The sequence below is a fragment of the Arthrobacter sp. MYb221 genome (assembly GCF_002979835.1).
Taxonomy (GTDB): domain Bacteria; phylum Actinomycetota; class Actinomycetes; order Actinomycetales; family Micrococcaceae; genus Glutamicibacter.
In genome coordinates this window covers 14,865-34,993 of sequence record NZ_PCPW01000018.1, presented here as the reverse complement: position 1 = coordinate 34,993, position 20,129 = coordinate 14,865, and the positions used below count along the sequence as shown (strand labels likewise).

Below are 20,129 nucleotides of genomic sequence, written 5' to 3'. Positions count from 1 at the left end.
AACGGGTGTTTGGTGGTTTGCACCAGACTATCTCCAGATTAGCCTACTCAACGCTCAAGAGATAACACGAAATTACACATTTTCAATGCTTGGCATGCTCAAACGTGCAATGATTCCTGCATGGAAGAGAATTCTAATGCCATTGCACCGGCAACACGCGGAGAATCCGCGCCTACCAATAAGCACTCAAATTGGAAACTACGGCTCGTACTAGGTTCGCTTGCAATTCTCACTATCCTGGCAATTTACGCGATCGCTACGATATTTATGCCGGTATGGTGGGCAACTCGAATTTCCAGCCAAAATATTGGATCAGCCACCGGAGGCTGGATTTCGGGGTTCTCTCTCGGGTTCGTCTTTACATTGATCCCGCTTCTCGTACTTTGGCAGATTCGGTTCCGCAAGTTGAGCTGGCGATGGCGTGGAGTTATTGCGGTCCTGGCAATCATTCTCGCACTGCCCAATTGGCTGACGCTTGGAATCTTCTGGAACGGCTCGGATGCCGCGCAGAAGGCTCAGGCAATTTTGAATACCGGCGCTACCTGGTTTGGTGGCGCCACACTAGTTGGAGCCATCAGCGCCGCAGCCATCTTCTTGGTCATCTTCATTACCTGGATGATCTTGCGTCGACGGGGATCGCGCGTCAAAGATCTTGAAGCGCAGCATGAAGCACAGCGCCGCACAAGCTCACACGATGAAGCACAATGATCGAAAACAACATGACTGACATTCGGCTCAAACGCGCATACATCGACGCTGAAGCATCCGACGGATACCGGGTCTTGGTCGATCGTTTGTGGCCACGCGGGCAGACCAAAGAGAAACTCTGTGTGGAGCGGTGGGCCAAAGGCATCGCACCGTCAAATGAACTACGCAAGTCTTGGCACCACGATCCGGCGCGATTTGATGAGTTCGCGGAGCACTACCGTGAAGAGCTAAACCAGAACCCGGCTATTGACGAATTCTTGGAGCTGGTCGCCGAACACCCCGTCGTTACGTTCATCTTTGCGGCAAAAGACGAGGAAATTAATCACGCGGTGGTGCTTCGTGACTTTCTGCTTGCACAGCTGAAACAGTGACCTCATCTCGGGTCGAGGCTGGCGGAACAAAACATACACCTTCGACACACGCCATATCGGACTCCGAGACTTGCTGCAGATCAAATTTGAATTCCATTGTGCTCCCAAAACAGTTGCGGTTCTTAGCATAGAGAACAGCAAACAAGAACTGAATATTCCGGCAGCAATGACGATTGCCCCGCCACGTGATTCGTGACGGGGCAATCATTGACCTTGGGTAGCCTGATTCGGCTTCGTGAGCAGCCTAGTTCTTCGGAACCAGAACACCGTCGAAGAAGGTCGCCAGCTCGGCCGTCGCATCCAGCGGCAGGATATTAGCAACATACTGATCAGGGCGGACGATCACAATGGCACCGTTAGCCGAGATGTCACGCTTCGCGTAGATATCTGAGCCATCGAGCACCGCGTAGACCTTCTCGTAGTCCATCAGTCCGAACTTGCCGCTGTTAGGACGGAAGACCTTCGGCGCATCATTGAGGTTGAAGGTGGTGTAATCCTGCTGGAAGACGACCTTCACGTCGAAAAGTGAATCAATATCGGCATCAGCCGGGGTGAACTTGACGATTGGTGATTCTGGCGATTCGAGCAGCCACTTCGACAGGTTGGTCACCTTCGAATCGGCACCGGCCACAGCTTGGTCGGCGAACACGTAGATACGGTATCGACCGTCTGCGCGGTGGTGGTGGCCCAAGTGCACAGGATTGTTGTCGCCTAGGCGCATGACCTCAGATGATTTGAAACGCTTGCCGATCGGGAAACCCTTGGCCAAGTCCTGATGATCTTTTTCGCCGGTGAGAATCGAGGGCTGGTATTCGGTCATGAAGCCTGCAGGGAATTCGGCGGTACGCACATAGAATTCAGCGATACCTTCCTTGCCTTCAAATTCTTCAGGCTTGGCCGCCATCAACGAGGACCATTCCTTATCGAAGTCGATCAGGTTCTTTGCGATGACCTGGCGCTCGCCCGAATAGGTGCGCAGCAGCTCTTCGGGCGCCCGGCCGGAGAGCACGTAGCCGAGCTTCCAAGCGAGGTTGAAACCGTCTTGCATGGACACGTTCATGCCCTGGCCGGCCTTGGCCGAGTGGGTGTGGCAAGCGTCGCCGGTGATGAAGACGCGTGGCTCCCTAGTACCGATTTCTTCGACCTGGACATCGTCGAAGCGGTCGGTCAGGCGGTGGCCAACCTCGTAAACGCTGTTCCACGCAACGTCTTTCACCTCAAGCGTGTACGGGTGCAGGATCGCCTTGGCATGCTCGATGACCTGGTCCAAGGTGGTTTCACGGACCTTGCCTTTGTTGTCTTCTGGAACCTCGCCTAGGTCCACATAAAGCCGGAACAGGTTTCCACCCTCGCGAGGGATCAGCAAGATCGAGCCAGCCTGGGAGTGGATGGCGCACTTGGTGCGAATGTCAGGGAAGTCGGTGAGCGCGAGAGTGTCCATAACGCCCCACGCATGGTTTGCTGCGCCGCCGGCGAGTTGCGCGCCGATGGAACGACGCACGCCGCTGCGGGCTCCGTCCGAGCCAACGACGTACTTGGCACGCACAACGCGTTCTTGGCCCTTGGTCTCGCCATCGGTGGAAATCAAGGTGGCCTTGACAGGGTATTCCTCACCGTCATGGACTTCGAGTGTCTTGAATTCCCAGCCGTAGTCTGGGGTGATTCGTGCTGGCGAGTTGTTTGCGTAGTCGGCAAAGTAGTCAATAACGCGAGCCTGGTTCACGATCAGGTGTGGAAATTCGCTAATGCCGTGAGCGTCATCAGGCGTACGGGCGCCGCGGATGATGTTCTCCGGGTTCTTCGGATCCGGCTCCCAGAAGATGGTTTCCTTGATCTGGTACGCCTCGGCGGTGATGTGCTCAGCAAAGCCAAAAGCCTGGAAAGTTTCGACGCTGCGCGCCTGGATGCCGTCGGCCTGGCCGATTTCCAAGCGGTGCGGGCGCCGGTCGATAATGCGCGTGTGCACCTCGGGGAACTGCGAAAGCTGCGCAGCAGTAATGATACCGGCGGGACCAGCACCGACGATCAATACGTCCATCGCGTCCGGAAGGTCGGCCGGTCGGTTGAGACCGGTTCCGGCGGCCGGCTCGATGCGTGGGTCGCCCGATACATATCCATTGTGGTGAAACTGCACAGCTTCATCCTCACTTCTCTGTGAACGCTTTGGCTCAAAACTTAGGTGTTCTATAATCGAACATTAGATTCGCATATCGCACACTAACTATAAGTGAACTGTGAACGTCGACACAAGCCGAGATTACGCACATCTCACCTTTGCCTAAGTCACTGGCTCAAAATCTACGCCGATAAAGCATTTCTGGATACACCCTTTCCGACCCTCGCCCTGGTGTACCACCGTCCGTGAAGTGCCTTCGCCGCCCTCAGCGGACTTCGGTAACGATCCCGCCCGGTGCAACAAGCAGGCGCCGCACTTGGCAGGACTCGAAGAGTTTTTGCTGCCAACGCCGATCGTGTGTCACCGTGATGACGGTTCCGGCATAGTCGGCAAGGGCTTCTTCCACGCTTTCCACGAGTTCTGGAGACAGATGGTTCGTCGGTTCATCGAGCAATAGCAGCTCAGCCCCGCTAGACAGGGCGACCGCCAATTCCAACCGGCGCTGTTGACCCACCGAAAGGCTTTGCGGATGGCGTGAGAAATCCTGCGGCTCGAAAAGCCCCAAGTGCGCCAGCTTTACCCATGCTTGCGGTACATACTCGTCAATTGCCAAGGCAAAAGCTTCAACGACGCTTTGCCCGGGCAGAGCGCATAACTCCTGCCGCAACCATTGCACGCTCAAATGCGATGCGCGCGCCACGAGTCCATGGTCTATTGGAAGTTCACCGGCTAGCACTCGCAATAGTGCTGATTTACCCGCCGCGTTGGGCCCTGAGACCAGCCACCGCTCCCCCGTCCTGATGATGAACTTTTCTGCGTTTACCGCCGGCGCCTTACTGCGTGACGCACCATCAACTAGGATCAGCTCTTCGCGGGTCCCACCGTTTTGCTCGGCTGCCTCGGGCAAGGCGAAGTGCAGCTCCTTGGCCGGTTCCACGGCAGGCGCTGCAGTTAGCTCGTTGATACGCGACTTGGCCTGGCGTGTTTTGCTCGTCGAACCATGAGTACGGCTGCGCTGTCGAAAGGAACCGTGCCCAAATCCTGCCTTTTCGCGCTTTCGCGGTACAGCTGACACCCGAGACGCATTTTTGAGCACCAGCTTGCGAGCCCGTTCAAGTTCCTGGCTCCACTGCTCATGTTCGGCAATCAGCCGCTCGCGTTCTCGTTTTTTCTCACTTAAATATCCTAGGTAGCCATCACCGTAGTGCTGTAGCTTTCCCTGATGCACCTGCACGATTTCGTGGGCGAACCTGCGTAGAAACACCCGGTCATGGCTGACGACCACCAGCGCACCGCGATGGGCATGCAAGCTCTGCTCCAGCCATTCCAAGGCGGTATCATCCAAATCATTGGTCGGTTCGTCCAGGAGCAACAGCTGCGCCTCTGCGCACAGCACCGCGGCCAAGGTCAACCGAGACCGTTGGCCGCCAGAAAGGGTCGCCACTGGAGCGTTGCGATCAACTTCGCCGAGGCCAAGCTGTTCCAATGCACGGTTTAGCCGCTGATCCAGCGAGTAGCCTTGGCGTGCTTCATAGAGCTCTGTCACTTGCGACAGCTGAACTAGAAGTCGTGCGGCCTCGTCCTCAGGTGAACGTTCCAAACGTCGGCCAATGGCGGCGAGGAGACGTTCAAGGTCGCGGAAGGTGCGGTGATAGCCGTCGATGGCCTGCTGGACGGTGGCACCGGATGCGAACTGTGGATGTTGGCTAGCCATGGCGATACCGCCGGGCACGTGAACGCGTCTTCGCCCGGATGTCGGCGCCAATGTACCGGAAAGCAGCCGCAGCAACGTTGATTTGCCGGCCCCGTTGTCGCCAAGTATGGCAAGTCTTTGGTGTGCGGCCACATGCAGCTCAATCTCCTGCAGCACATCGCGATCGCCGAAGCTGTGGCTGACCTGTTCGAGCGAACATTGGAAGCTTTCGAAGCCGTCGATGGGACGCGGCGGATTTTCTGGATGTTCGGGTTCGCGGGACATGGGGATATCCTCCCTCGCGGACCGAAGCCAAAGGGGGCTATCGGCTACACGGATAGTCGTCGGCTAAGAGCCAAAATGGACCGGGCTCACGAAATAATCCCGGGAATGTCCCGGTATTCGTGCGAAGGATACACCGCGGAGTGTGACTCAACGCGGTGTTCCGGTCTATAAAAACAACGTTCCCATGCATTCCACAGTACGCGTGGACTTCACGGCTGCCAAGGCCGCTACCGATTAAACATCGGTAGCGACCTTGGCCGACACGTCAGAGATCGATCTGTCCCGAGATGGCTACGTGCGTTGCGCCGCCGACCCAAAGCTGGCCGTCGGAGACCGAAATTTCAAGGTGACCGCGTCGATTCATCGCAGTTCCCTGGCGCACCGCGTACGGCGCCTGGGCACGATCGGTATCCAGCATCCACGCTGCGACGGCCGCGTTGAAACTTCCCGTCACCGGATCTTCGCGCATATCGAAACCGTCTTCGGTGAAGAAGGTGCGCACCTCAAAATCTTCCCCTGTCGGGCTCTCTCCCGGCGCTAGGGCACCGATGGCTCCGATGTTCCAATCACCTGGGTGGCCAGCGGCGTTGGGGTTCAGGCTCAGAACCGTTGCCGCATCGGAAAGCTGCAGGCCTACCCACCCCGGGCCGTTGTCCACCCATTGTGCGGCGAGCACGCTTTCGGCGGCGACACCCAAGATCTCGATGACCTGTGCCAGATAGCCTGGCTCGACCTCCCCGGTGCGAGTGGCGGGAGGAGAAACGAAACTGAGCAGGTCATCCTCGATGCGAATCGGCACGAGACCCGCCTCGCATTCGGCAATAATCATTCCCGCCTGGCGCGGGACTCCGCCCTGATCCAACCATGCCCGGGCGGTACCCAAGGTGGGGTGGCCGGCAAAGGGAAGCTCCGTGCTCAGGCTAAAAATTCGGAACCGGTAGTCGGCCTGCCGCGAGGATGGCGGGTAGACAAAGGTGCACTCCGACAAATTCGACCACACCGAATAATCGCGCAGGTCATCGTCGCTCAGTCCCACCGCGTCCAGCACGACGCCTACCGGGTTGCCCTTATAGTGTTGTACGCCAAAGACATCGACCTGTCGGAAACTACGCAGCATGAGTTGGGACCTTTCACCCGGGTATAAAAAATACTAGCGAAAGCCGCGCTCACTTGCGTTTCGACATGCCAAAACCCCGGCGAAAACGTATTTTCGCCGGGGTTTTTCAGCTGGTCGGGCTAACAGGATTTGAACCTGCGACCTCCTGACCCCCAGTCAGGCGCGCTACCAAGCTGCGCCATAGCCCGATGCTCTCGCAGCCGTTATCCCCGCGCCTTTCGGCTCGGGGTGCCGTCTACGAAAAGCTCCTCAATCACCCTACCTCATATGCGGGGTAATTTTCGAACCGTTACCGGGTGCGGCTGCGACGCTCTCGGATACGCATCGAAACTTCGAGCGGAGTGCCTTCGAAACCGAAGGTCTCGCGCAGGCGACGGGCGATGAAGCGGCGGTATCCCGGATCCAGGAATCCGGAGGTGAACAGCACGAACTTCGGCGGACGGGCCGAGGCCTGGGTGCCGAAGAGGATCCGCGGCTGCTTGCCACCGCGCACCGGGTGCGGGTGCGCCGCAACCAGCTCGCCGAGGAACGCGTTGAGCTTGCCGGTCGGAACACGCTTATCCCAGGATTCCAGCGCGGTATGCAACGCCGGAACCATCTTGTCCTTGTGCCAGCCGGTCAGCGCGGACATGTTCATGCGCGGCGCCCACTCGATGTGGGCCAGGTCGCGCTCGATCTCCTGCTCCAGGTAGTAGCGGCGATCCTCGTCCACCTCATCCCACTTGTTGAACACAAGCACCAGCGCGCGGCCGGCGTCGACGGCCAACTGGATGATGCGCACGTCCTGCTCGGAAACGGTTTCGTTCGCGGCCAATAGCACCACCGCAACTTCCGCCTTTTCCAGGGCAGTCTGGGTGCGCAGCGAGGCGTAGTAGTCCGAGCCTTGCGCCATATGCTGGCGGCGGCGGATACCTGCGGTATCCACGAAGCGCCAGACTTCGCCGCCGAGTTCGATGAGCTCATCAACCGGGTCGCGGGTGGTGCCGGCGTAATCGTCGACGACGACACGCTCGGAGCCTGCGAGCTTGTTCAGCAGCGAGCTCTTGCCCACGTTGGGGCGGCCGATCAGCGCGATACGGCGCGGACCGCCCGAAGGGATCACTCCACCGTGGGCGGAGTGCTTGGGCAGCTTCTCCATGACCGCGTCCAGCAGGTCCGCGGTGCCGCGGCCGTGCAGAGCGGAGACCGGCCATGGCTGGCCGAAGCCGAGGCCCCACAGCGTGGCGGCTTCGGCTTCCTGGTTGAAATCGTCGACCTTGTTGGCGACCAGGAAGACCGGCTTGCGCTTCTTGCGCAGCATCTTCACCACTGCCTCGTCGGTCGCGGTGGCACCCACATGGGAGTCGACAACGAAGAGGATCGCGTCGGCCACATCGGCGGCGATTTCGGCCTGGTCGGCAACGGAGGCGTGGATGCCCTTGGCATCGTGCTCCCAACCACCGGTGTCAACCACGCTGAACGGGCGGCCCAGCCACTCGGCCGAGTAGGAAACACGGTCACGGGTGACCCCCGGTACGTCTTCCACGACCGCTTCGCGGCGGCCGAGGATGCGGTTGACCAAGGTCGACTTGCCTACGTTGGGGCGTCCGATGATGGCCAGGACCGGTGGGATGACAACGTCTGAATCGTCTTCGGAGTCATCGTCCAGGCCCGAAAGCAGGGCGGAGTCCTCCGCGTCCAGGTCATAGTCTTCGAGGCCGGAGAGCAGGGCGCGGGTACGGATTTCCGCGTCTTCCTCGCTCAGTTCGGCTAGGCGCTCGGCGATATCGTCGTCTACGACCGGGGTGTACTCCCCGTCGTGGGAGGTGTTGTGCTCGCTCATGATTTTCCCTTCAAGGCGATAGGTCCGACCCGTTGTTTCGGGCGGGACGTGAATCTTCATCGGCTCTCGCCGAGGATGGGCGCCGATTATGGCTTAGTTGGTACTACTTTTTCGCAGCCGTGGCGATTGCGTCAAGCACGGCTGCGACGGTCTGCTCAAAATCCAGGTCCGAAGAGTCCACGGTGATGACTCCGTCGGCGGCCTGGGTGAAGTTCACTACCGTCGAATCTTTTTTGTCCCGTTCCAGCACCTGGGCTTGGAGCTGGTTCGCGTCTTGGGTTCCGCCGAGCTGGATTCCGCGGCGGCGCAGGCGCGCTTCCTCGGAAGCGGTCAGCAGGATGCGGGCTTCCGCGTCCGGGGCGACGACGGTGGTGATATCGCGTCCCTCGGCGACGATGCGCGTGTTGGCGGCGATGATTTCGCGCTGCCGGCGCACCAGCTCGGCGCGGGCCTCCAGATTGGTGGCCACCGCCGAAACCTGCTCCGAGATGCGCGGTTCACGAATCGCGTCGGTCACCACGGTATCCCCGATGACCACCTGCTCGCGGTCCGGATCCACCGAAATCTCCAGCGTCGCCGCGCGCACCGCCTGGGCGATCGCGTCCGCGTCGCTCAGATCGGTTCCCGCTTCGAGCACCGAATAGGTGATCGCCCGGTACATTGCACCGGTATCGAGATAGGCCGCGCCCAGTGCGCGGGCCACGGCCTTGGAGACCGAGGACTTGCCCGAACCGCTGGGTCCGTCGATGGCAACGACAAGGTTCGTCGGGTTAGCTGCGTGCGTCACTGGGCTACTTTCCATCCGTTGTTCGTCAATACGTTTATCAGTTCATCGCGCCGGCCAGGGAGCACCGACACGTCCACCAGGCCAACCTGGTGTCCGGCGGAGTGCTCCATGCGCAGGTCCTCCAGGTTGATCCCCGCTGCCCCGATGTCTGCCATCAGCGCGGCGATCTGCCCCGGCTTGTCATCCACCACGACGGTGACAAGCGCGAAGGCCTGCGGCGGCGCACCGTGCTTGCCCGGAATCCGCGCCTGCCCGGCGTTGCCCTCGCTCATCAGCTGCGACAGATCCAGCAGCGCCCCAGGGCCCTGCGGGTTGTGCAGCGTGTTGATCAGCCGGTCCAGGTCTTCCTTCATCCCCGAGAGGATCGGGATCAGCGCGGTGGCGTTATGCGCGAAAATCTGGATCCACAACTTCTCATCGCTGGCCGCGATGCGGGTCATGTCGCGCAGTCCGTTGCCTGCCAGGCCCAGCTGGTGGGCCTCGGCGTTGAGCAGCCGCGAGGCGATCATCGAGCTGGCTGCCTGCGGGAAGTGGCTGGTCAGCGCGACCGACTCGTCGTGGGTCCGGACATCCATGCGATGCAGGGTCGCCCCCAGATCGATGGCCAGCGCCTCGGCGGTCTTCACGCTGGCCGCGGTTGCCTGCGCATGCGCGCAGATGACCCACGGCATCGAGGTGAACAGCGCCCCGCGCGCGGCGGCCGGACCGGATTTCTCCCGTCCTGCCATCGGGTGGGTTCCCACATAGCGGGCGAGTTCGGCCTCACCCAGCCGCTGGTCGGCGCATACGGCGTCGAGGATCGAGCCCTTCACGCTGGCGATGTCCACCACCGTCGCGTTCGGGTAGGCCAGCAATGCATCGGCCACCAGCGCGGCGGTGACATCCGGCGGAGCGCCGATGACCACCAGCTCCGGGGCGATGCGCGTCTGCGCATCCAGCGGCTGGCCGGCGCCGATGTCCTGGGCCACGCCCGCCGCGGTCGGCGAGATGTCCTGCAGGTAGACCGCCACGCCCTTGGCGCGCAGTCCTAGGCCCACCGATGTGCCCAGCAGTCCGGTGCCGATCACCAGCACCGGGCCGGCAAGGTGAGAGGTGGGCATGGGCTACATCCCCACCATGGCCATCAGGTGTCCGATTTCCTGGTTGCCCAGTGGCCGGATGGTTCCCTGCTTCTGGTCGCCCAGCTGGACCGGTCCGATGCCCACGCGCACCAGGCGCTCTACCGGGTGGCCCACCGCGTCGAACATGCGGCGCACGATGCGGTTGCGGCCCGAGTGCAGGGTCACCTCCACCATCACGGACTTCGGTGTGGTGTCAATCACTTTAAGATCATCAACCTTGATCCAGCCATCTTCCAAGCGGATGCCTTCGCGCAGGGCATTGCTCGCGGCGCGCGAAATCGGGCCGGGAATCTGCACCAGGTAGGTCTTCGGGACCTCGTACTTCGGGTGCTGCAGGCGGTTTGCCAGTTCCCCGTCGTTGGTCAGAATCAGCAGGCCTTCGGTCTTGTAGTCCAAGCGCCCGACGTGGAAGAGGCGCAGCGACTCGTGCTCGTGGCGGAAGTAGTCCGCGATGGTGCGACGGCCTTCTGGGTCATCCATGGTGCACATCACGTGCTTGGGCTTGTTGAACACGAAGTACTTGTTCGACTGGTTCAGCTGCAGACGCATGCCATCGACGTGGATCGAGTCCTTTTTCGGGTCCACGCGGGCACCGAGTTCGACGACCAGCGAGCCGTTGACCTCGACCCGGCCCTCGGTGATCATCTGTTCGCAGACGCGGCGCGAAGCGACCCCGGCGTTGGCCATGGCCTTCTGCAGACGGATCCCATCCTGGTTTTCGACGCGGTTGGCCTGGTTTTCGACCCGTGCCTGGGCGCGAGCGCGCTGGGTAGGACGAGCGTAGCTGGACTGCACTGAGTTGCCGAAGCGCTCCTTGCCGAAGGCGCGCTCGGAGTTCTTCCCAAAGGCCGCCGAGCTCGACTTATCGCGGCTTTCGCCCGGCTTGCCGGACCTGGTCCCCGGCTTGGAGCCGTAAGGCTTTGCACCGGACGCGTTCTTCGCACCATAGGACTTGTTGCCCTCGGAGCGGTTGCCGTACGACTTCTCGCCGGAGGAACGACCGCCTTCAGAGCGACCACCCTCGGAACGATTGCCATAGGACTTGTTGCCCTCGGAGCGGTTGCCGTACGACTTCTCGCCGTAGGAACGACCGCCCTCCGAGCGACCACCCTCGGAACGATTGCCATAGGACTTGTTGTCATCGGAGCGGTTGCCGTACGACTTCTCGCCGTAGGACTTGTTGCCGGCGGACTTGCCGCCGAAGCTCTTGGGGCCACGCGGATTGCGCGGTGCCGAGGAACCCTTGTTCATGGTTCGTACTTCCCTTGTCTGTTACGTATCGCGGGCGCACCGCTCAGCCAAGCGGGACGCATCTGGTGTCCGGTCGGCATCCGTTATATACGCGGATGCCTAATCGTCGTAGGTTGCCGAATCGAGCGATTCAAGGTCGGCTACTCCGGGAAGATACGGGGAGAGCGCCGGAAGTTCCTCCAGCGTGCCCAGTCCCAGTCGTTCCAAGAAGTACTCGGTAGTTTGGTACAGCGTCGCTCCGCCGTCGCCTATTTCCGGGTACTCCGTAATCAATCCCCGAGTCAGCAGTGTGCGTACCACCGAATCGACGTTAACACCTCGAATCGCCGAAATACGTCCACGCGAGACCGGCTGTCGGTAAGCGATGACAGCCAGGGTTTCTAGGGCGGCCTGCGAAAGGCGTGCTGTTTGCCCGTCGAGCACATAACTGGAGACGAAATCGGCGTAATCGGTCCGCGTATAAAAGCGCCAGCCAGAGGCGACACGGCGTAGTTCAAATCCACGCGGACGATCTTTACCATCATACTCGGTCGCCAGCTCTTCCAAGGTGGTGGCAATCCGGGCTACCGGCAGCTCGAAGATTTCGGCCAAACGTGCCGTTGATACGGGCGAATCGGCGACCATCAGCACCGCTTCGAGCCCCGATTTGAGCCCTCCGGGGAGCTCGTCGATGGGTGCAATCTCACTCATGATCTGGCTCACCAGCACTCCCCTCGTAGCTATCCTGCACCGCTTGGACGTCGAAGTCCTGCTCGCCGGCCAACGAAATCTCCAGCCGGCCCAGCGGATCCTGTTGCGCGAATACGATGACCTTCTGCCTGAACATCTCCAACAATGCCAGAAAACGCACCACCACGACCAACTGTTCGCTGGTGTCTGCGATCAGCGCCGCAAAATCCAAGGTGCCGCGCTCGGTGAGCATCGCGGTGATCGCCTCCGCCTCGGCGCCGATGGTGACATTCGCCCCGTGCAGGTGCGAAAGCCCTACCTCGGTCACCGGCTCTGGCTTCGGGGCCAGAGCCGCGGCGGCGAGCTGCGCGAATTTCTCCGGGCCGATGTTGAAGATCAGCTCCGGCAGCAGGGCGGCGAATTGCGGCTCCAGCGACACCTCGCGCGGCCGGCGCGCCGATTCCTCGTGGTAGCGCTGCCCGAGGAATTCTGCGGCGTGCTTAAACGCCTTGTACTGCAGCAGCCGGGCGAAGAGCAGATCCCTTGCTTCGAGCAGCTCGAAGTCTTCCTCGTCGGCCATTTCGCCGCGCGGCAGCAGCCGGGCCGCCTTGAGATCGAGCAGCGTGGAGGCGACCACCAGGAATTCGGTGGTCTCATCGAGCAGCTTCAGCCCGTCCCCGGCGCCCTGCAGTTCCTTGAGATAGGCGATGAATTCGTCGGTGACCTCGGCCAGCGCCACCTCGGTGATGTCCATTTCGCGCTGCGTGATCAGGTGCAGCAGCACGTCGAAGGGGCCGTTGAAATTTTCCAGTGCAAGCCGAAAACCGCCAGCCGTCTCATCCGTGGTGGATGGGTCGGTGGCGGTTTTTTCGGTGGCCTGCGCGCTCATTAAGGGGCGCCACCACGGTAGATCAGTTCCTTCGCGAGATTCCGGTACGCCACGGCGCCCGGGTGATTGCCCGCATAGGTGGTAATCGGTTCGGCGGCGACATTGGCATCGGCGAATTTGATGGTGCGCTTGATGACCGTCTCGAAGAGCTTGTCCCCGAAGGCTTCCTCCAGGCGGGACATGACCTCGCGGCTGTGCAGGGTGCGGGCGTCGTACATGGTGGCCACCACGCCGTCGACCTCGAGCACCTGATTCAGCCGGTCCTTGACCTTGTCGATGGTTTCCATCAGCAGTGCTACCGCGCGCAGCGCGAAGAATTCTGCGGTCAACGGGATGATCACTCCGTGCGCCGCGGTCAACGCGTTGACGGTCAGCAGCCCCAGGGAGGGCTGGCAGTCGATGAGCACCACGTCGTAGTCGTCGATCACGTTGCGCAGCGCACGTTCCAACGCCTGCTCGCGAGCGACCTCGTTGACCAGCTGCACCTCGGCGGCGGAGAGATCGATATTGGCCGGCAGCAGATCGATATTCTCCACCTCGGTGCTGCGGATCGCATCGGTGATATCGGTTTTGCGGTCCATCAGCACGTTGTAGACGGTCATGTCCAGCTCGTGGGGGTTCATCCCGAAGCCCGCGGAGAGCGCGCCCTGCGGATCGAAGTCCACCAGCAGCACCTTGCGACCGTATTCGGCGAGCGCGGCGGCCAAGTTGATGGTGGAGGTGGTTTTACCCACGCCACCCTTCTGGTTGACCATCGCGATCACCCGCGCCGGGCCGTGCGATGGAAGTTCTTGCGGGGTCGGGAATTCGGTTAGCGGTTTACCGGTGGGACCGAGCGGGCGGGGCTCCTTGAGCATTCCCGTGCCGCGCTGTTTGCTTCCCTGCTGTTCGCTCACGATGGGTGAACCACACTTCCCGTTCGGATCGGACGATGTACTTGGTTAAAGGTTAACGGTTCGGTTCAAAAATTCTCGGGTTTGCGGTTCTCATACGGCGAGCCTTTACCTTGAACCTTAACTCAAATGTTGTAAGGGAGCTGGAAGCCTCTCGGAGTATCAGCTGAAGACGACGACGCGGGCATTTCGCCACCCATGCACCGGCCGGCAGGGCGATGAGCTCAGTGTTCAAGCCGGTGGTCTTCGCAATCAAGGCTCGACGATGGCTGCATCGTGATTCTTTCACGAAATAATTGCCCGTCAACCCATCGGCTCCCCGAACTCCGCATCAGAACATCCGCCGTCTGGCGTTGTTATCGATAAACTGCTTCGGGAAACTTCATCTATGGATGTTGCGCACCCATCGCCACCTGGCCATATGAATCATCTGGAGGAATCATGAGCACACCACAGCAGCTAACCGTGAAACAGCTTGAACGCGCATTGTCCTCGGTCGCGGAACTCATCAAAGGGACTGATGCCGGAGAGCTCTCCGCGCCCACCCCGTGTACCGATTGGACGGTGCGCGAGTTGATCGCGCACCTGGTCGGCATGAACCTCGTCTTTACCGCCCTCATGACCGAGCAGTCACCGCCGCAGCGCACGACCGACGTCCTGGGCGATGATCCGCTCGCCGCTTATCTCGATTCATCCACCCGGCTACTCGCCGCCTTCGATCGCCCCGGAGCCCTTGAACGCAGTTATCAGAGCCCCATGGGTTCGGCCACCGGACAGGAGCGGTTGCAGATACGCATGTACGATCTGCTCGCGCACGGCTGGGACCTTGCCCAAGCCACCGGCCAGCAACTCGAGCCGCTAGAGGACTTGGCCGAACAAGCTTTGCAGTTCGTTCGGCGCCAGCTCGCAGATCAGCCCCGAACCGGGCGCTTCGATCCGGTGCAGGCCATCGCAGATGATGCGCCGGCGATCGAAAGGCTCGTAGCATTCCTTGGCCGTCGCGTCGAAGAAAATCCAACCCCGTAGTTTGAAAACCGCCCGGCTCAAAAGGCTTGCAGCAGTTCAGCTCCCGTGTTCGACTGGAACACCACGGTGCAGAACCCAGCAACGAAGGACAGAGCCATGATCAAAGGAATACTTGCCAATTGCACGGTCACCGATCTTGCACGTGCCGAAGAGTGGTACACCGTCTTATTCGGTCGCGAACCGGATCACCGGCCCATGCCTGGCTTGCTGGAATGGCACCTTGGCGTAGGTTACGGGGTGCAGGTTTGGTCCGAACCTGACCGTGCTGGCAACTCGACCATCGTGCTCGATGAGTCCGACCTCGATGCGGAAGCCGCTCGCCTGCTTGAGACCGGACTCGCGCATCAGGGTCCGCAATTGGGCGGGGGCGCGCATATCCTGCAGTTGGAGGATCCCGACGGAAATCGCGTAGTTCTCGCCGGGGCCCTGGTCATTCCGCTGCCCTGAATGCCGCGGCAGAACGGCCAATTGGCCCAGGCTCGCTGCCCAACTCAGCACAGGTCGGGAGAATCGCGAGAACATCAGCGCACAGTGGAACGATGTTTTATTTCAAGGCTCAACTACTTCAAAGTAATGTCTGCGCTTGTAACACTGAAGGAATGAGAAAATCACTCGCACCCATCGCACTTGCGCTGACCGTAATGCTCGTCGGATGCTCCAGTGCCCCTGCAGCTACCGATAAATCCGCCGAGACAACCGAGGCGCAAGTCATACAAGAAGCGAAACCGGCTGACCTGACCGGGGAATGGAAACAGGTTAACTCCCAAAGTGATGACGCCTTCCAAAGCGCCACCGTTAGCGATGACATGATCAGCATCGATTGGGTGACCAATAACGGCGATACCAAGTCCGTGTATTGGGTCGGCACCTTCGAAGCTCCTGCAAAAGCCGCGGAGTCGTACGTCTGGACTTCGAAACGGGATGAAGCAGCTACCGATAGCGCATTGTTGGCTTCGACTTCGGACACTAAAGAATTCACTTTCAGCGACGAACAGATCAGTTACGAAGCGGGCATGATGGGCACCACTACTACGGTTCGCCTTGCCAAGGACTAATTCAGGGCACTGAGCCCAAGCTCGGTTCGCGATGGGTGCCGGCTGATCATAGATAGACGTCAGCGGCCCAACGCTGGCGGTTGCCTTGGGCGGTCTGTGCCGATGCGCCAGCTCCAATGCCCGGTAGTTCGACGTGGTTTCATGCCAGAAACTAAAAATTCCGCGGTTCCATTTAGAGGAACCACGGAATTTTTGGGTTATGCGTCTATCGAGACTAGTGGGCGTCTGGATTCATTGAGAGCTCATCGAACGGACGGTCGCCGGCAAGCACGGCGCGGGCCTGCCCCATGTCCAGTTCCTTGGTCCACTTGCCGATCAGCAAGGTGGCCACCGCGTTACCGGTGAAGTTCGTCAGCGCGCGAGCCTCGGACATGAACTTGTCGATACCCACGATCACGCCCATGCCACCAAGCAGTTCCGGACGGTGCGCCTGCAGTCCGGCGGCCAATGTGGCCAGACCCGCACCGGTCACGCCGGCTGCGCCCTTGGAAGCGATAATCATGAACAGCAACAGGCCGACCTGCTGGCCGAGGTTCATCGGCATATCCATGGCGGTGGAGACGAACAGCGCGGACATGGTCAGGTAGATCGCGGTGCCATCGAGGTTGAAGGAGTAGCCGGTTGGCACGGTGATGCCCACTACCGGCTTCGAGACACCGACGTGCTCCATCTTGGCGATCAAGCGCGGCAGCGCCGACTCGGAGGACGAGGTGGAGAAGATCAGCAGGTATTCGCGGGCCAGGTACTTCAGCAGCGAGAAGATGTTCAGGCCGGTGACCAGGCGCAGAATAGTTCCAAGGATTACCACGATGAACACCGCACAGGTCAGGTAGAACGCGCCCATCAGGATGGCCATCGAGCCGATGGCGGCCCAGCCGGTGGCGCCGACCACGGCGGCGATCGCGCCGAAGGCACCCAGTGGAGCAACCCACATGATCATCATCATGATGCGGAAGACGACCTGCTGAATGCTCTTGATGGCGTTCAGCACCGGCTCGCCCGACTTTCCCATGGACTGCAGCGCGAAGCCGACGATGAGCGCCAGGACCAGGGTCGGCAGCACCGGCAGATCACCGGGGATCAGTTCCAGCAGGAAGGCGACGGTCGGGTTTTCGGCGTCTCCGCCACCGGCCTCGTAGGGCTTGAGCTCCAGGCCTTCGCCGGGGTGGATCAGGTTGCCCACCAGCAGGCCCAGGGCCAGCGCGAAGGTCGACATGGTCATGAAGTACAGCAGCGCCAGGCCGCCGACCTTGCCCACGGTAGCTGCTTTGGCGATCGAGCCGATGCCTAGGACAATGGTGCAGAAGATGACCGGTGCGATGATCATCTTGATCAGCGCAACGAAGCCCGTTCCCAGTGGCTTCAGTGCCTTGCCGAGGTCCGGTGCGATCAGCCCGATGGCTGCGCCGAGCACCACGGCGGCGATCACCATGATGTAGAGCCAGTGGGTGCGGTCCTTTTTCTTGACCGGTGCCTGCGACGCAGGGTCCTGCGGAACTTGTTCTGTGACAGCCATGGAGATTCCAGCCTTAATATGCCGAGGGGCCAGCTCAACGTCATCATCGGGCTGGCGCGTAAAATCGTTCTTGTCCCATCGTGCGCGCCAAAGTGATCCGCCTCTCTATTGCGTTCATATTGTTCACACAGCAGAAACTTAAACTTCCCCGACGAAGGAGTCAGCCAGATGGTCAGCAACCCGCAGGAGGTTGCCGCTGCCAATGCGCCGGTCCCGTTGACCCGCGACGGCTGGTCCTTCGCGGCACGAATCTTCGCCGCGCAGATGCTGCTGGTCATCGTGGTGGTGGTGTGGCTGGGAATCGCTTCCTACCAGCAGCAGGCCCGGGTGGTGCTCGATGTACGCCAATCGACCGTGGCCACGGTGTCCACCACCTTGGCCAACGACCCGTTTGTGGTTGACTCCTTGCAGCAGCAGGATCCCAGCGCCGGTTTGCAGCCCTACACCCAGGACATCTTGTCCCACGCGCCGACGATAGATTTCATCACGATCATGACACCGGACCTGCTGCGCGTGACCCACCCGAATCCGGCACAGCTGGGCAAGCGCTATTCGGGTTCCACCGCGCAAGCGCTGCGCGGGCAGGTCTATTCGGAGCAAGCGGTGGGAACCCTCGGCCGCTCGGTGCGCACCATCGCCCCGGTCTACGCCGCGGACGGCACCCTGGTCGGCATGGTCGCCACCGGCATCACGCTGGAGAGCCTGCAGGTGCTCTACCGCGAGGAGCTCCCGCAGATCCTGCTGGTTTCGCTCTTCGCCCTGCTCTTGGCCGGTTTCACCTCCTGGTCCTTCTCCCGGTACATCCAGAGCGCCACCCTCGGCTTCGGCCCGCACGGGCTGCGCCGGCTCTACGCCTTCTACTTCTCCGCCCTGCATTCGGTCCGCGAGGGGCTGATCCTGCTGGATCGCAAGCACCGCATCGTGCTCTACAACTCCGAGGCGGCCCGGCTGCTGCAGCTTCCGGCGCAGACCCCCGGCGGCGGGTTGGAATTGGCCGATGCCGGCTTGCCCGACACCCTGCGCGAGCTGATGGCCGGTGGCCGAGCCGCCCGCGATGAAATCCATCTGGGCCACGGATCGGTGCTCGCCGTGTCGCAGAGCAACGCCCGGCTGACCGGCACCCAGCTGCCCGGCCGCTACCGCCTGCCCTTGCGCTGGCTGCGCGTGCAGCCGCCCACCGGGCAGGTGCTCACCCTGCGGGATCTGACCGAGGTGCAGGAGCTGACCGGCGAGGTGCAGTCGCTGAAGACGTTCTCCACCGCCCTGCGCGCGCAAACCCACGAACACGCAAACCGCCTGCACACCATCGCCACGCTCATCGAAAACGGCAGCTCGGACAAGGCGCTGGCCTTCGCGGTCGACGACCGGCAGCACTCGCAGGCGCTCACCGACGCGATCGTGCGCAATATCGACGATGTGTACCTCTCCAGCTTGCTGGTGGCCAAATCCGCCCAGGCGCACGAGCGCGGGGTGACGCTGAGCATCAGCGCCGAAGGCGTGGTGCGTCCGGACACCTTCCACGCCACGGACATCGTGACCATCGTGGGCAACCTGCTCGACAATGCGCTGGACGTCTCGGTGGGCACCGCGGAATCCACCGTCTGGGTGGAGGTCACCGCCCTTGAGGACGAGGTCATCATCGCGGTGGCCGACTCCGGCCCGGGCATCGAACCCGAATTCTTGGAGAACCTGCTGCGCTTCGGGGTGAGCACCAAACAGGGCAGCGCACCGCGCGGGCTCGGTCTGGCCCTCGTCCAGCAGGCGGTGGCGCGGCTTCATGGAACAATGACCATAGACAACGACGCCGGTGCGATCTTCACCGTCACCCTGCCGGTACCGCCCAAGGAGGAGCACGCGTGAGCCACACCGAGCCGACCGCCGAATTCCTCGTGCTGGTGGTCGACGACGAACCGGAAACCGCACGCGCCCACGCCACCTATGTGGACCGGGTACCTGGCTTTCGCACCGGAGCCATCGCGGCCAATGGGCACGGCGCCCTGCACTTGCTGGCCGAGGCGCACGCCGCCGGCACGCCCTATGATCTGGTCCTGCTGGATATGACCCTGCCGGATCTGCACGGCATCGACGTGGCCCGGCGCATGCGGGGGCGCGGCTACACGCTGGACATCATCGCGATCACCGCGGTGCGGGACTTGGCGGTAGTGCGTTCGGCCGTAGCCACCGGCATCACCCAGTACCTGATCAAGCCCTTCAGCTTCGCGGTGTTTGCCGAAAAACTCGAAAACCACCGGGCGTTCATCGCCACCATGCGTTCCACCGGCTCCTCCACCTCGCAGGCCTCCATCGATACCGCGTTCTCCGCGCTGCGCACCACCAGCGCCTCGCTGTCCCTGCCCAAGGGGCTGATCAGCCAGACCCTGGAGCAGGTGCGCACCCATCTGGCGGCCAGCCCCGCCCGCGCTTTCTCGGCCACCGAGCTCGGCGACGAACTGGGCCTTTCCCGCGTGACGGCGCGCCGCTACCTGGAGCATCTGGCGATGGCTAATTCGGCGGTGAAGCAGCCTCGGCATGGCACGCGTGGGAGACCGGAATTCGAATACCGGCACAATTCGAGCTAGCTCCGTCCGTGGCGGAATAAGGTTTCCGCCACCTTCTCTCGCGGCGTTCGGTACGATTCGCTGTGATTCCAGGGGCAAATGGTGACCGACTGCGCGGCCTGGTTGGCGATCTCGATGGCGCTGGTGGTAGGCGCAATCTACACCCTGCTGCCTCCGGTCTTCGGCGTCAGCCTCTAGCCTCCGCACGACCAAGGGCCTGGCCTCGCAGAATTTCTGCGGGGCCAGGCCCTT

General features: G+C 61.4%; 18 protein-coding genes and 1 tRNA gene. 7 read left to right on the top strand and 12 right to left on the bottom strand.

Going from position 1 to position 20,129, the window contains the following annotated elements; translation table 11 throughout:
* The first annotated feature begins 405 nt into the window (after window positions 1-405).
* Complete coding sequence (locus CQ015_RS19075; RefSeq protein WP_146112498.1) at window positions 406-708, top strand: hypothetical protein; 303 nt, start codon at window positions 406-408, stop codon at window positions 706-708.
* The gene (locus CQ015_RS17030; RefSeq protein ID WP_258133714.1) at window positions 705-1,079 is read left to right on the top strand and encodes a DUF488 domain-containing protein; all 375 of its coding nucleotides are present in this window, start codon (window positions 705-707) and stop codon (window positions 1,077-1,079) included. Before CQ015_RS19075 ends, CQ015_RS17030 begins: the two co-directional genes overlap by 4 nt.
* 244 nt (window positions 1,080-1,323) lie before the next feature.
* Here the strand turns inward: CQ015_RS17030 and CQ015_RS17025 are convergent, their stop codons facing one another.
* The 11 genes from CQ015_RS17025 to CQ015_RS16975 form a co-directional block, all read right to left on the bottom strand.
* The gene (locus tag CQ015_RS17025) at window positions 1,324-3,213 is read right to left on the bottom strand and encodes an FAD-binding monooxygenase (protein WP_105650710.1); all 1,890 of its coding nucleotides are present in this window, start codon (window positions 3,211-3,213) and stop codon (window positions 1,324-1,326) included.
* Between the two features lie 247 nt (window positions 3,214-3,460).
* Window positions 3,461-5,173, bottom strand: coding sequence for an ABC-F family ATP-binding cassette domain-containing protein (locus CQ015_RS17020; protein WP_105650709.1), 1,713 nt, complete (start codon window positions 5,171-5,173; stop codon window positions 3,461-3,463).
* Between the two features lie 265 nt (window positions 5,174-5,438).
* Window positions 5,439-6,290 carry a PhzF family phenazine biosynthesis protein gene (locus tag CQ015_RS17015; protein WP_105554325.1) on the bottom strand — a complete coding sequence of 284 codons (852 nt, stop codon included), beginning with the start codon at window positions 6,288-6,290 and terminating at the stop codon, window positions 5,439-5,441.
* Between the two features lie 111 nt (window positions 6,291-6,401).
* Window positions 6,402-6,478: transfer RNA gene (locus CQ015_RS17010), tRNA-Pro, on the bottom strand.
* Window positions 6,479-6,579: 101 nt separating this feature from the next.
* On the bottom strand, window positions 6,580-8,112 hold the full coding sequence (der, locus tag CQ015_RS17005) for a ribosome biogenesis GTPase Der (RefSeq protein ID WP_105554326.1): 1,533 nt from the start codon (window positions 8,110-8,112) through the stop codon (window positions 6,580-6,582).
* Between the two features lie 103 nt (window positions 8,113-8,215).
* Window positions 8,216-8,914, bottom strand: coding sequence for a (d)CMP kinase (cmk, locus tag CQ015_RS17000; RefSeq protein WP_105554327.1), 699 nt, complete (start codon window positions 8,912-8,914; stop codon window positions 8,216-8,218).
* Entirely contained in the window at window positions 8,896-9,999 is a 1,104-nt protein-coding gene (locus tag CQ015_RS16995; RefSeq protein ID WP_105554328.1) for a prephenate dehydrogenase, read from the bottom strand. The genes cmk and CQ015_RS16995 overlap by 19 nt, the downstream gene beginning before the upstream one ends.
* A 3-nt stretch (window positions 10,000-10,002) precedes the next feature.
* Window positions 10,003-11,271: a pseudouridine synthase gene (locus CQ015_RS16990; RefSeq protein WP_105554329.1), complete on the bottom strand. Its 1,269-nt coding sequence runs from the start codon at window positions 11,269-11,271 to the stop codon at window positions 10,003-10,005.
* A 99-nt stretch (window positions 11,272-11,370) separates the two neighbouring features.
* On the bottom strand, window positions 11,371-11,961 hold the full coding sequence (scpB, locus tag CQ015_RS16985; RefSeq protein WP_096284271.1) for an SMC-Scp complex subunit ScpB: 591 nt from the start codon (window positions 11,959-11,961) through the stop codon (window positions 11,371-11,373).
* Complete coding sequence (locus CQ015_RS16980; protein WP_105650708.1) at window positions 11,954-12,829, bottom strand: ScpA family protein; 876 nt, start codon at window positions 12,827-12,829, stop codon at window positions 11,954-11,956. The genes scpB and CQ015_RS16980 overlap by 8 nt, the downstream gene beginning before the upstream one ends.
* Complete coding sequence (locus CQ015_RS16975; protein WP_176484102.1) at window positions 12,829-13,686, bottom strand: ParA family protein; 858 nt, start codon at window positions 13,684-13,686, stop codon at window positions 12,829-12,831. Before CQ015_RS16975 ends, CQ015_RS16980 begins: the two co-directional genes overlap by 1 nt.
* Window positions 13,687-14,163: 477 nt before the next feature.
* Between CQ015_RS16975 and CQ015_RS16970 the strand changes: the two genes are divergently transcribed.
* From CQ015_RS16970 to CQ015_RS16960, 3 genes are all read left to right on the top strand, one after another.
* Window positions 14,164-14,748, top strand: a complete 585-nt coding sequence (locus CQ015_RS16970) for a TIGR03086 family metal-binding protein (protein WP_105570093.1) — start codon at window positions 14,164-14,166, stop codon at window positions 14,746-14,748.
* Between the two features lie 96 nt (window positions 14,749-14,844).
* Entirely contained in the window at window positions 14,845-15,195 is a 351-nt protein-coding gene (locus tag CQ015_RS16965) for a VOC family protein (RefSeq protein WP_105554332.1), read from the top strand.
* A gap of 92 nt (window positions 15,196-15,287) precedes the next feature.
* Complete coding sequence (locus tag CQ015_RS16960) at window positions 15,288-15,803, top strand: hypothetical protein (protein WP_219843952.1); 516 nt, start codon at window positions 15,288-15,290, stop codon at window positions 15,801-15,803.
* A 214-nt stretch (window positions 15,804-16,017) separates the two neighbouring features.
* Here CQ015_RS16960 and CQ015_RS16955 read toward each other — a convergent pair whose 3' ends face one another.
* The gene (locus CQ015_RS16955; RefSeq protein ID WP_105570091.1) at window positions 16,018-17,319 is read right to left on the bottom strand and encodes a cation:dicarboxylate symporter family transporter; all 1,302 of its coding nucleotides are present in this window, start codon (window positions 17,317-17,319) and stop codon (window positions 16,018-16,020) included.
* A 168-nt stretch (window positions 17,320-17,487) separates the two neighbouring features.
* Between CQ015_RS16955 and CQ015_RS16950 the strand changes: the two genes are divergently transcribed.
* Complete coding sequence (locus tag CQ015_RS16950; protein ID WP_105650707.1) at window positions 17,488-19,179, top strand: ATP-binding protein; 1,692 nt, start codon at window positions 17,488-17,490, stop codon at window positions 19,177-19,179.
* Window positions 19,176-19,898, top strand: coding sequence for a response regulator (locus CQ015_RS16945; protein WP_105650706.1), 723 nt, complete (start codon window positions 19,176-19,178; stop codon window positions 19,896-19,898). Before CQ015_RS16950 ends, CQ015_RS16945 begins: the two co-directional genes overlap by 4 nt.
* The last annotated feature ends 231 nt before the right edge of the window (window positions 19,899-20,129 follow it).

What these genes read in the sequence shown, in the direction of transcription:
- CQ015_RS16995 (WP_105554328.1), bottom strand. Translation starts at nt 9,999, where the DNA reads ATGCCCACCTCTCACCTTGCCGGCCCGGTGCTGGTGATCGGCACCGGA.
- CQ015_RS17030 (WP_258133714.1), top strand. Translation starts at nt 705, where the DNA reads ATGATCGAAAACAACATGACTGACATTCGGCTCAAACGCGCATACATC.
- CQ015_RS16955 (WP_105570091.1), bottom strand. Translation starts at nt 17,319, where the DNA reads ATGGCTGTCACAGAACAAGTTCCGCAGGACCCTGCGTCGCAGGCACCG.
- CQ015_RS16975 (WP_176484102.1), bottom strand. Translation starts at nt 13,686, where the DNA reads ATGCTCAAGGAGCCCCGCCCGCTCGGTCCCACCGGTAAACCGCTAACC.
- CQ015_RS16980 (WP_105650708.1), bottom strand. Translation starts at nt 12,829, where the DNA reads ATGAGCGCGCAGGCCACCGAAAAAACCGCCACCGACCCATCCACCACG.
- der (WP_105554326.1), bottom strand. Translation starts at nt 8,112, where the DNA reads ATGAGCGAGCACAACACCTCCCACGACGGGGAGTACACCCCGGTCGTA.
- cmk (WP_105554327.1), bottom strand. Translation starts at nt 8,914, where the DNA reads ATGGAAAGTAGCCCAGTGACGCACGCAGCTAACCCGACGAACCTTGTC.
- CQ015_RS16970 (WP_105570093.1), top strand. Translation starts at nt 14,164, where the DNA reads ATGAGCACACCACAGCAGCTAACCGTGAAACAGCTTGAACGCGCATTG.
- CQ015_RS16960 (WP_219843952.1), top strand. Translation starts at nt 15,288, where the DNA reads ATGTTTTATTTCAAGGCTCAACTACTTCAAAGTAATGTCTGCGCTTGT.
- CQ015_RS17020 (WP_105650709.1), bottom strand. Translation starts at nt 5,173, where the DNA reads ATGTCCCGCGAACCCGAACATCCAGAAAATCCGCCGCGTCCCATCGAC.
- scpB (WP_096284271.1), bottom strand. Translation starts at nt 11,961, where the DNA reads ATGAGTGAGATTGCACCCATCGACGAGCTCCCCGGAGGGCTCAAATCG.
- CQ015_RS17015 (WP_105554325.1), bottom strand. Translation starts at nt 6,290, where the DNA reads ATGCTGCGTAGTTTCCGACAGGTCGATGTCTTTGGCGTACAACACTAT.
- CQ015_RS16990 (WP_105554329.1), bottom strand. Translation starts at nt 11,271, where the DNA reads ATGAACAAGGGTTCCTCGGCACCGCGCAATCCGCGTGGCCCCAAGAGC.
- CQ015_RS16950 (WP_105650707.1), top strand. Translation starts at nt 17,488, where the DNA reads ATGGTCAGCAACCCGCAGGAGGTTGCCGCTGCCAATGCGCCGGTCCCG.
- CQ015_RS16965 (WP_105554332.1), top strand. Translation starts at nt 14,845, where the DNA reads ATGATCAAAGGAATACTTGCCAATTGCACGGTCACCGATCTTGCACGT.